Source organism: Oceanibaculum pacificum (assembly GCF_001618175.1).
GTDB lineage: Bacteria > Pseudomonadota > Alphaproteobacteria > Oceanibaculales > Oceanibaculaceae > Oceanibaculum > Oceanibaculum pacificum.
This window is the reverse complement of the sequence record NZ_LPXN01000018.1, coordinates 1-9,728: the sequence shown is the minus strand read 5'-3', so window position 1 is coordinate 9,728 and position 9,728 is coordinate 1. Positions and strand designations below refer to the sequence as shown.

At 64.5% G+C, this 9,728-nt stretch carries 9 protein-coding genes; 7 read left to right on the top strand and 2 right to left on the bottom strand.

From position 1 onward, the window contains the following. Positions 1–47: 47 nt before the first annotated feature. Positions 48–1,073 (bottom strand): succinylglutamate desuccinylase/aspartoacylase family protein, encoded by a 1,026-nt coding sequence (locus AUP43_RS02185; protein ID WP_067552043.1) that lies wholly within the window; start codon positions 1,071–1,073, stop codon positions 48–50. A 301-nt stretch (positions 1,074–1,374) separates the two neighbouring features. Between AUP43_RS02185 and AUP43_RS02180 the strand changes: the two genes are divergently transcribed. From AUP43_RS02180 to AUP43_RS02165, 4 genes are all read left to right on the top strand, one after another. Beyond that, on the top strand, positions 1,375–2,961 hold the full coding sequence (locus AUP43_RS02180; RefSeq protein ID WP_067552040.1) for an ABC transporter substrate-binding protein: 1,587 nt from the start codon (positions 1,375–1,377) through the stop codon (positions 2,959–2,961). A 109-nt stretch (positions 2,962–3,070) separates the two neighbouring features. Continuing rightward, a complete protein-coding gene (locus AUP43_RS02175; protein WP_067552037.1) occupies positions 3,071–4,054 on the top strand; it encodes an ABC transporter permease in 984 nt (327 codons plus the stop codon). Further along, the gene (locus AUP43_RS02170; RefSeq protein ID WP_067552036.1) at positions 4,054–5,016 is read left to right on the top strand and encodes an ABC transporter permease; all 963 of its coding nucleotides are present in this window, start codon (positions 4,054–4,056) and stop codon (positions 5,014–5,016) included. The genes AUP43_RS02175 and AUP43_RS02170 overlap by 1 nt, the downstream gene beginning before the upstream one ends. A 4-nt stretch (positions 5,017–5,020) precedes the next feature. Beyond that, complete coding sequence (locus AUP43_RS02165) at positions 5,021–6,727, top strand: ABC transporter ATP-binding protein (RefSeq protein WP_067552035.1); 1,707 nt, start codon at positions 5,021–5,023, stop codon at positions 6,725–6,727. 15 nt (positions 6,728–6,742) lie between these two features. Here AUP43_RS02165 and AUP43_RS19525 read toward each other — a convergent pair whose 3' ends face one another. Then, positions 6,743–7,411, bottom strand: a complete 669-nt coding sequence (locus tag AUP43_RS19525; RefSeq protein WP_067552034.1) for a S24 family peptidase — start codon at positions 7,409–7,411, stop codon at positions 6,743–6,745. 135 nt (positions 7,412–7,546) lie between these two features. Here AUP43_RS19525 and AUP43_RS02155 point away from each other — a divergent pair, with 135 nt between their 5' ends. From AUP43_RS02155 to AUP43_RS02145, 3 genes are all read left to right on the top strand, one after another. Beyond that, a complete protein-coding gene (locus AUP43_RS02155) occupies positions 7,547–8,068 on the top strand; it encodes a hypothetical protein (RefSeq protein WP_157089192.1) in 522 nt (173 codons plus the stop codon). A 40-nt stretch (positions 8,069–8,108) separates the two neighbouring features. Beyond that, on the top strand, positions 8,109–8,537 hold the full coding sequence (locus AUP43_RS02150; RefSeq protein ID WP_067552030.1) for a DUF6362 family protein: 429 nt from the start codon (positions 8,109–8,111) through the stop codon (positions 8,535–8,537). A 135-nt stretch (positions 8,538–8,672) separates the two neighbouring features. Then, positions 8,673–9,566 (top strand): GNAT family N-acetyltransferase, encoded by an 894-nt coding sequence (locus AUP43_RS02145; protein WP_067552028.1) that lies wholly within the window; start codon positions 8,673–8,675, stop codon positions 9,564–9,566. Positions 9,567–9,728: the final 162 nt, after the last annotated feature.

The following is a 9,728-nucleotide window of genomic DNA, read 5'->3' as shown; positions in this document are numbered from 1 at the left end:
GCGTCTCGAAGCATCGGGCGGCGTACTCCCGGCGGGACGCCGCCGCCTCAGATGCTGAAGTCGCTGCCCAGGTGGAACAGGCAGTCGCCGCGTTCGGTGCGGCCGGGGATGCGCTTGCACACCACGATGCCGGACTCGTCGAAGCAGACCTCGGCCGGCTCGCGCCAGGGCGTCTCGGGGAAATGGATCAGGGCGGCGGGCTGGCCCTTCTGCACCTCGTCGCCGAGATCTACCAGCGGTTCCCACAACCCATCCTCGGTGGCGTAGACGAACCAGTCCTGGCTGTTGGCGCGGGTCAGGCGCACCGGCAGCGGCTCGGACAAATCCGGCGTCGGGTTGCGCAGGCTGCCGATATGGCCCAGCACCCGGCGCACGCCGCGCTTGGCGATCTTCAGGATATCCGGCGTCACCGTGCCGCTGCCGCCCATCTCGGTCAGGATCGAGATCACGCCCTTGCGCGCCGCCGCCGCGGTGGAGGTGCGGTCCTCGGTGCCGGCCGGGAACATGAAGCCGATGGGCGCGCCGAAGATCTTCATCAGATCGTAGACCTTCTGGCTTTCCTCCGGCGTGCGGCCCTGGCGGCCGACCACGGTCGGCAGATAATGCAGCGAGGAGCCGCCGGAATGCAGGTCGACCATATAGTCGCAATCGGTCAGCAGTACCGATTCGATGTAATGCGCGATGATCGGCGTCGGCGTGCCGTCGGCATTGCCGGGGAAGGCGCGGTTCAAATTGCCCTCGTCGATCGGCGAGGTGCGTAGGCCGGCATGGGCCGCCGGGTAGTTCGCCATCGGCAGGATGATGATGCGGCCCTTGATATCCTCGGGCTGGAGCGTGCGGGCCAGCTCGCTGAGCGTCACCTGGCCCTCATATTCGTCGCCGTGATTGCCTGAGAGCAGCAGCACGCGCGGCCCGTCGCCATTCTTGATGCACACCACCGGGATCGGCAGCCAGCCATAGGCCGAGCGATGCACCGAATGCGGCAGCCGCAGATAGCCGGTCTGCTTGCCGTCCTTGGTGAAGTCGAGCGTGGTGGAAATCCGGCTGGGGCGTTCTGCGGGAGCGGCGGTCATGATTTTTCTTTCCGGGTTTGGCGGGCGGGATGCGGCAGCTTGGAGACTGTAATTAACCCTGCTCCTTCCGCAACGCCGCGGTATTGGCATGTTGGAGCAGGAAATATGTAAAGAATACTAACAGCAGCAGATTGTGGAGAAGCCCTAATCAGGAATTGGTGAGGTGTGTTGACATCGTTGGCCGCCCCCTGCTTTGATCCACCAGTCGAGCAGTCTGTAGGCGAGGGGCAAGAAACCGAGAGTGCCCTCTAGCAGATTGATTACAAAATAATTTCTTTGGGTTAACAGGAGGCTTTCTCTCATGCGACGACGTATTCTTTCGGCCGCGGCCCTTGCGGCGGTCCTCGCCACGGGGCTGGCGGCGGCTCCGGCCAGCGCCAAGGAGTTGCGCTGGGCGTTCTCCTCGGATACCGCCTCGCTCGATCCGATGGGTCACAATGTGACCTTCACCTATTCGGTGCTGTCCAACGTCTATGAAGGCTTGATCCGCCGCACGCCCGATCTGAAGATCGAGCCGTCGCTGGCGACCAAGTGGGAAATGGTCGAGCCGACCCGCTGGCGCTTCCATCTGCGCAAGGGCGTGAAGTTCCACAATGGCAACGACTTCAACGCCGACGACGTGATCTTCAGCTATAACCGCATCAACCATGTCGATTCCAACCTGCGCGACCGTGTCGCCGGCGTGGCGGAAGCGATCAAGGTCGACGACTACACGGTCGATTTCGTGACCAAGAAGCCCGACCCGATCATGATGTCGCAGTGGGATACCTTCTTCATCATGGACAAGGAGTGGTCGGAGGCCAACAACGCCACCGTTCCCACCAACCTGACCAAGGGCGTGGAGAGCTATGCCGGCCGTAATTCCAACGGCACCGGCGCCTTCATCATCACCGAACGCACCGCCGACGTGCGCACCGTGTTCGAGCCGAACCCCAATTGGTGGGACAAGCCGCAGCACAATCTGACCAAGGTCACGATGACCCCGATCCAGCAGGCGGCCACCCGCGTCGCGGCGCTGCTGTCGGGCGAAATCGACATGATGTTCCCGGCCCCGCTGCAGGACATCGACCGGATCAACAGCAACAAGGGCACGCGCGTCATCAGCGGGCCGGAGCTGCGCACCATCTTCCTCGGCTTCGACCAGTTCCGCGAGAAGGCGCTGGGCACCAATACGGACAAGAACCCGTATCTGGACGTGAAGGTCCGCAAGGCGATCTACCACGCGATCGACATCGAGCTGATCAAGACCCGCATCATGCGGAACTCGTCCGATCCGACCTCGATCATGATTTCGCCGAAGCTGTTCCCGCTGGCCGATCAGGTGAAGCGCTACCCGTACGATCCGGAGATGGCGAAGAAGCTGCTGGCCGAGGCCGGCTATCCGAACGGTTTCGAGACCCGCCTGGATTGCACCAACGACCGCTATGTGAACGACGCCCAGATCTGCCAGGCGATGACCGCCATGCTGGCGCGCGTCGGCATCAAGGTGAACATGCGGGCCTATCCCAACGCGCAGTACTTCTCGGACATCAACCGTCCGAAGCAGGATTTCGCGCTGTACATGCTGGGCTGGACCCCGAGCACCTTCGACAGCCACAACGTGCTGTATAATCTGATGGCGTCCTGGGACGAAAGCACCGGCCGCGGCCGCGTCAATTACGGCGACTTCAAGAACGACCGGATCAACGAGATCACCGGCCTGATCGTCTCCGAGACCGATACCGACAAGCGCAACAAGCTGATCCTGGAAGCCTACCAGATCATGCATGAGAACGCGTACTACGTGCCGCTGCACCAGCAGTCGGTGGTGTGGGCCGCGCGGGACAATGTCGAGCTCGCCCAGCGCGCCGACGACCAGTTCCACTTCAATTACGTCACCATCAAGTAATTTGGTGGCATGATGAGGGTGCCTCCCGCATAAGGGAGGCACCCTTTTATTTTGTGCCGGCGCCGCGTGGCCGGCCTGATAAGGCGTAAGACGGAACCGAAGGCGATACATGCTTAAATTCATAGCCGGGCGTCTGGTGCAATCGGTGTTCGTGATGCTGTTTGTCGGCGCCATCGCGTTCACCCTCTTCCAGTTCGTGGGCGACCCGATCAATTCGATGGTGGCCGAAGACGCGACCATGGCCGAGCGCGAGGCGCTGCGCGAAAGGCTGGGGCTGAACGATCCGATCGTGGTCCAGTTCGCCCGCTTTGCCGGCAACATGGCGACCGGCGATTTCGGCTTTTCCTACCAGCATAAGCGGCCCGTGTCGGATCTGATTGTGGAGCGGCTGCCCGCGACGCTGGAATTGGCCGGCCTGTCCGTCGTGCTGGCCCTGCTGATCGGCATTCCGATGGGCGTCTATACCGGGCTGCACCGGTATGGCGTCATCTCCAAGGTTTTCATGACCCTGTCGCTGATCGGCGTCTCGCTGCCGACCTTCCTGATCGGCATTCTGTTCATCTATCTGTTCTCGGTCATCCTGGGCTGGCTGCCCTCCTTCGGGCGTGGCGACACGGTGCAGCTTGGCTGGTGGAGCACCGGCCTGCTGACCGCCTCTGGCTGGTCGGCGATCATCCTGCCGGCGGTCACGCTGGGGCTGTTCCAGATGACGCTGGTGATGCGCCTGGTGCGCGCCGAGATGATGGAGGTGCTGCGCACCGACTACATCAAATTCGCGCGCGCCCGCGGCCTCAGCAACCGGGCGGTGCATTTCGGCCATGCGCTGAAGAACACCATGGTGCCGGTCATCACCATCACCGGCCTGCAGATCGGCTCGCTGATCGCCTTCGCCATCATCACCGAGACGGTGTTCCAGTGGCCGGGCATGGGGCGGCTGTTCCTGCAGGCCATCCGGCAGGTCGATATTCCCATCATGTCGGCGTATCTGGTGATGATCGGGTTCTTCTTCGTCGTCATCAATCTGATCGTCGACATCCTGTATTACGTGGTCGATCCGCGCCTGCGCATCGACCGGGCGAAGGGGGCCAACTGATGGCCAATAGCGAACTGACGGCCAAGACGGCGACCCCGCTGGCGCGCATGGCCGACGCCTTCCGGCGCGGCCTGGACAGCGACGTCTTCCACAGCTTCAAGCATTCGCCGGTGACCATCGTGGCCACGGTGGTGACGCTGGTGATGATCGGCGCCTCGGTGTTCGCCAATCTGGTGGCGCCGCACAACCCGTTCGACATGGCCACCATCGACATGCTCGATTCCGAGCTGCCGCCGGTGTGGGAAGAGATGGGCATGTCGAAATACCTGCTCGGCACCGACAATCTGGGCCGCGACGTGTTCTCCACCATCCTCTATGGCAGCCGGGTATCGCTGTTCGTGGGCTTCACCAGCGTGGTGCTGTCGATGGTGATCGGCATCGCGCTGGGGCTGATCGCCGGCTACAAGGGCGGGCTGATCGACGCCTTCATCATGCGCGTGGCTGAAATCCAGCTTTCCTTCCCGACCATCCTTGTGGCGCTGCTGATCAACGGCGTGATGCGCGGCGTGCTGCCGCCCTCGCAGCATGCCGACCTCGCCATCCTGGTGCTGGTGCTGTCCATCGGCCTGTCGAACTGGGTGCAGTTCGCCCGCACGGTGCGCGCCTCCACCCTGGTCGAGCGCAACAAGGAATATGTGCTGGCCGCCCGGCTGATCGGCGTGAAGCCCTTCTTCATCATGGTGCGCCATGTGCTGCCGAACGTGATGGGGCCGATCCTGGTCATCGCCACGCTGGGCCTCGCCAGCGCCGTGCTGACCGAGGCGACCCTGTCCTTCCTGGGCGTGGGCGTGCCGCCGACCGAGCCCTCGCTGGGCACGCTGATCAATGTCGGCAGCGACTATCTGTTCTCCGGTTCCTGGTGGATCACGATTTTCCCGGGCGCTGCGCTCGCCGTGCTGGTGCTGGCCGTCAATCTGGTCGGCGACTGGCTGCGCGACGCGCTGAACCCGAAGCTGAGGTAAGAGCATGGCCCTCCTGAACATCCAGGACATGAAGATCCAGTTCCCGAGCCGCCGTGGCACCGTGGAAGCGGTGAAGGGCATCTCGCTGGAGGTGAATGGCGGCGAGATCGTCGGCGTGGTCGGCGAATCCGGGGCCGGCAAATCGACCATCGGCAACGCCGTGATCGGCCTGCTGGAAGCGCCCGGCCGGATGACCGGCGGCGTGGTCTCGCTGCATAATGAGCGGATCGACAATCTGCCGTTCCAGACCCTGCAGAAGATCAGGGGCCGCAAGATCGGCATGATCTTCCAGGACCCGCTGACCAGCCTGAACCCGCTCTTCACCGTGGGCCAGCAGCTTGTCGAGACGGTGCGCACCCATCTCGACATGTCGGAATCCGACGCCCGTAAGCGCGCCATCGAGATGCTGGACGAGGTCGGCATCGCCGATGCGGAGAACCGGGTCGACCAGTACCCGCACCAATTCTCCGGCGGTATGCGCCAGCGCGTGGTGATCGCGCTCGCGCTGGCGGTGAATCCGAAGCTGGTGATCGCCGACGAGCCGACCACGGCGCTCGACGTGTCGATCCAGGCGCAGATCCTCGATCTGATCCGCAAGCTCTGCAAGGAGCGCAATGTCGGCGTCATCATCATCACCCACGATATGGGCGTGATCGCGGAGATCACCGACCGGGTGGCGGTGATGTATCGCGGCAAGATCGTCGAGCTTGGGCAGACCGAGCAGGTGCTGGGCCGGCCGGAGCATCCCTACACCAAGAGCCTGATGGCCGCGGTGCCGCGTTCCGACGTGAAGCTGGATCGTTTCCCCCGCGTCTCCTATTCCGACGGCGAGGTGAAGCAGCACCAGCATATCGACATCCACTCGCACTGGCTGGGCAAGTCCCGTGACTATGTGCAGAAGGACGGGCCGCTGGTGCGCTGCGAGAATATCTCGATGCGCTTCACCAGCCGCTATTCCATCATCCCGTCCTGGCGGAAATATTTCCTCGCCGTCGACGATGTCTCCTTCGACATCAAGCATGGCGAGATTTTCGGCGTGGTGGGGGAGAGCGGCAGCGGCAAATCCACCGTCGCGCGCATGATCTCCGGCTTGTACACGCCCAGCAAAGGCAAGATTTATTTCGACAATACCTCGGTCAGCGATCTCAAGACCGACAAGGAGCTGGACCCGTTCCGCCGGCAGATCCAGATGATCTTCCAGGATCCCTATTCCTCGCTCAATCCGCGCATGCGGGTGTTCGACGTGATCGCCGAGCCGATCCGCCATCACCGCCTGGCCGAGAGCAAGGAGCAGGTGACCCAGATCGTCGAGGATTTGCTGGAGCATGTGGAGCTGGGCCGCCAGGCCGCCTGGAAATACCCGCATGAATTCTCCGGTGGCCAGCGCCAGCGCATCTCCATTGCGCGCGCCCTGGCGACCCGGCCGCGCTTCCTGATCTGCGACGAGCCGACCTCGGCGCTCGACGTGTCGATCCAGGCGCAGATCCTGAACCTCTTGAAGGATTTGCAGCAGGAGCTGGGGCTGACCATGCTGTTCATCAGCCACGATCTGCCGGTGATCCGCCAGATGTGCGACCGGGTGGCGGTGATGCAGAACGGCAAGATCGTCGAGGTGGCGGAGACCGAAAAGCTCTTCACCGACCCGCAGCACCCCTATACCCAGCGCCTGCTGACACTGATGCCGACGCTGAACTTCCAGGCGGCGGTGTAAGGCGGCCGCCGCGCCCTACATGCGCCGGGCGAACCAGATGACGCGGCCGATGATGGTGATTTCCTCGGCCGCGCGTTCGTAGGCGCTGTAGCGCGGGTTGGCGGAGCGAATGCTGATGCTGTCGGTATTGGGCAGCCGCTCCAGCTGCTTGGCCACCAGGCCGAAACCGTCATGCAGCACGAAGATGCCAGGCGGCGAGGGGATGGTGCGGCTGAGGTCGACCAGCACCTTGTCGCCGCCCTGCAACAGCGGCTCCATGGAATCGCCGTCGATGGTGATGATGCGCAGATCGGCCGGCCGGGCCTTCAGATCGTGGCGCAGCCAATCCAGCGGAAAATGCCAGCGACCGCCATCCTCCTCGGTTTCGACCAGCGCGCCGGCCCCGGCGGCGGCGCGCACCTTCACTTCCGCAATCGCGACCACGCCGGGCGGCTCGATGGCGATTTGCGGCGGGGCGTCCTCCTCCGCCGGATGGTCGCGCAGCCGGGCTTCCGGCACGCCCAGATAGGCCGCCAGCGCGTGGCGCGCATCCTCCGGCAGGCGGCGCGGGGTGCCGCGATGAATGAATTGGTGCAGATAGGCGTGATTGCGCCCGATCGCCAGCGACGCCTTCTTCAGGTCGGTCGGCGGATCGCGCAGGGCGACGAGCTGGATCAGCGTGCGGCGGATCGGGTCGAGTTTCATGGCGATCGGATTTTACCGCTTACAAAAATCTTATCAAGTAAGAAAAATCCTCTTGAGGCGGATGCCGGACTCGCCCTAGCCTTGTGTCAACAGGCGAGGCGACTGGGCCTCCTACAGCCATTAAGAGAACAAACCATGAAAATGCAAGCCGTCACCATCTATTCCGTCAGGCCTGCTCAGGGCGACCGGGTTGGGCAGGGCGAGAGGGCCGGCCGGATGACCGGGGTCATCGTCGTCCGCCGCAAGCTGCCCGCCGTCTCGCGCGGCAAGCCGCTGCTCGACCGGTCGACGCGCGACCGTTTGCTGGCCGAGGCCGCCGAGGGCGAGAGCGACCAGGCCCTGGCCGAGGAATACGGGTTGAGCGAAGCCCAGGTGCGCAAGCTGCGGCACAATCACCGCCATCGCCTGGCCGAGCTGCGCCAGCGCGCCGAGGAGCAAGCGGCCGAGCCGGGCGACGTGCCGCCGCCGCTGCGCCTGGCCTTCCGCACCTTGGGCGACCGCACGGCGGCGCTGCGCCACGGCGCGTTCCTGCTGGATGGCCGCCCGGCCGATCTGCGCCGCATCGTCGCCGCCGCCAACCGCATTCGCCAGGCCGAGGGTGCTGCGCCAATCCGCTATCCCGGCGTGCTGCCGCTGATCGAGCGGGCCTGCCGGTAGGGAACGTGCGCGCACCCCTCACCCCCGAAAGGAGGACCCTATGACCGCCCCCCTCTGGACGCCCGAAGCCGTGAAGGCCCGCCTGGCCGAGGCGGCGGAGGCGCTGCGGCGCTTGCCCTCGGCGCGGTTGAAGGCGCGGCTGAGCGCCTGGCCGGACGTGGTGCAATCCAGCGCCGAGGCCTATGGCTATGACAGTGCGGGCATGCGTCCCGCCGCGCCCGGGCCGGCGGCGATCAGCCGGATGGACGAGACGCTGGGCTGGCTGTTCTGGCTGGAGGCCGGCGCGCGGCGAATCCTTTGGGCGCGCGCCATGGGGGTGCCCTGGCGGCGGCTGGAGGATATGGATGGGCGCAGCCATGTGACCCTCAAACGGGTACAGGACAAAGCCCTCGCAACTCTTGCTATGCGCTTGAACGACCACACAAATACGAAGATCGGGCCGGCCGTCCTGCATCCTGGGAATACCTGATCCCCCGAAGGAAATGCGTGCGAACGGTAGCCTTGCGGCGTTTAGATTGCCAAAACATCCCCCTTCGATTGTGCCGGTGACAAGTTATGGTCACCCTATGATCGAGCCGATTTTCCCCGATATCAGGGCGACCGGATGGTGAGTGACATCGTGATCTTGGGCATGGATTCCGGCGCTGGCCGGGTCGATGCGGCGGCGCTGGACAAGTTCCTGGCGCGCCATGCCGACAGCTCCATGTTCCTGCGTTCCAACCTGGCCCGCTCCGGCCTGGTCAATGGGGACGAGGCGTTCCAGGGCGCCTACGCGGTGGCGCTGGACACCGACGGCATCGCCGGCGTGGCGGCGCATTACTGGAACGGCATGGTGGCCGTGCAGGCCCCCGACGATGCGGCCGCTCTGGCGAAGGCGGTGGTTGCGGCGACCGGACGGTCGGTGAAGGGCTTCCTGGGGCCGCGCGTCCAGGTGGTCGCCGCCCGCAAGGCGCTGGGCATGGAGGCGCGCAAGACGCGGCTCGACAGCAAGGAGCGGCTGTTCTCCCTCGACCTCGCCGAGATGCAGGTGCCGGATCCGCTGAAGCGCGGCATCGTCACCTGCCGCCCGCCGCTGGAAAGCGAGATGAATTTGATGCTGGAATGGCGCATCGCCTACGCCATCGACCAGCTCGGCGCGAAGGACACGCCGGCCCTGCGCCGCCAGGCGACGGACGATATCGCCCGCTTCTGCGCCGAGAATAACAATTGGGTGCTGCTGCGCGAGGACAAGCCGGTCGCCTATGCCGCCTTCAACGCCACGGTCGGCGATATCGTGCAGGTCGGCGGCGTGTGGACACCGCCCCTGCTGCGCGGCAACGGCTTCGCGCGCTATTGCGTCGCCGGCGCCCTGATGGCCGCCCAGGAGCGCGGCGTGAACCACGCCGTACTGTTCACCGGCCGCAGCAAGGAATGGCCGCCGATCCGCGCCTATTCCTCGCTGGGCTTCCAGGAGGTCGGCGATTATTCGGTCGTGCTGTTCCTGGACGAAAAAAAATAGCGCCGGTAAGTGCGATAGGGTTCCGCCCTTTCGAAAATCGCGGCATTCTTGCCCTACGCTGAGAGTTGAAGCGCCCGCCGGTCCCCACCGGCGGGCGTTGTCGTTTTATCTCTCTGGCCGGCGCGGGTCTCCCCTCACCCAGCCTCGCCTAAGCTCGTTCCT

Excerpts from the sequence above, each read along its gene's own strand:
- AUP43_RS02185 (WP_067552043.1), bottom strand. The coding sequence starts at position 1,073 with ATGACCGCCGCTCCCGCAGAACGCCCCAGCCGGATTTCCACCACGCTC.
- AUP43_RS02180 (WP_067552040.1), top strand. The coding sequence starts at position 1,375 with ATGCGACGACGTATTCTTTCGGCCGCGGCCCTTGCGGCGGTCCTCGCC.
- AUP43_RS02175 (WP_067552037.1), top strand. The coding sequence starts at position 3,071 with ATGCTTAAATTCATAGCCGGGCGTCTGGTGCAATCGGTGTTCGTGATG.
- AUP43_RS02170 (WP_067552036.1), top strand. The coding sequence starts at position 4,054 with ATGGCCAATAGCGAACTGACGGCCAAGACGGCGACCCCGCTGGCGCGC.
- AUP43_RS02165 (WP_067552035.1), top strand. The coding sequence starts at position 5,021 with ATGGCCCTCCTGAACATCCAGGACATGAAGATCCAGTTCCCGAGCCGC.
- AUP43_RS19525 (WP_067552034.1), bottom strand. The coding sequence starts at position 7,411 with ATGAAACTCGACCCGATCCGCCGCACGCTGATCCAGCTCGTCGCCCTG.
- AUP43_RS02155 (WP_157089192.1), top strand. The coding sequence starts at position 7,547 with ATGAAAATGCAAGCCGTCACCATCTATTCCGTCAGGCCTGCTCAGGGC.
- AUP43_RS02150 (WP_067552030.1), top strand. The coding sequence starts at position 8,109 with ATGACCGCCCCCCTCTGGACGCCCGAAGCCGTGAAGGCCCGCCTGGCC.
- AUP43_RS02145 (WP_067552028.1), top strand. The coding sequence starts at position 8,673 with ATGGTGAGTGACATCGTGATCTTGGGCATGGATTCCGGCGCTGGCCGG.